This window comes from Oxalobacter paeniformigenes (genome assembly GCF_027158465.1).
In the GTDB taxonomy this organism is placed as follows: Bacteria; Pseudomonadota; Gammaproteobacteria; order Burkholderiales; family Burkholderiaceae_D; genus Oxalobacter; species Oxalobacter paeniformigenes.
In genome coordinates, this window is record NZ_JAMKYL010000023.1 from 1 (window position 1) to 289 (window position 289).

1 pseudogene is annotated in these 289 nt (G+C 61.2%); it reads left to right on the plus strand.

What is annotated here, in order from left to right:
- Positions 1-275: pseudogene (locus NAI64_RS09075) on the plus strand (alanine--glyoxylate aminotransferase family protein); the annotation flags it as partial.
- Between the last annotated feature and the right edge of the window lie 14 nt (positions 276-289).

Sequence of the window (289 nt, forward strand, 5' to 3'; positions counted from 1 at the left end):
GCATCAACGAAGCGGAAGTCCGAGCCAGACTGCTCTCCGAATTCAACCTGGAAGTCGGTGCAGGCCTTGGTCCGTTGGCAGGCAAGATCTGGCGATTCGGCCTGATGGGATATACTGCCCAGTCGGCCAACGTCATGCTGTGTCTGTCCGCGCTGGGTTCCGTCCTGTCGAAGATGGGCTATCCGGTCAAGGTCGGCGAAGCGGAAGCAGCCGCTCACCAGTCCTATGCCAACCAGCATGTCAGCGCCGCCGAGGAAGCTCGCGCACGTTCCTGACAGCTCTCTCGCCT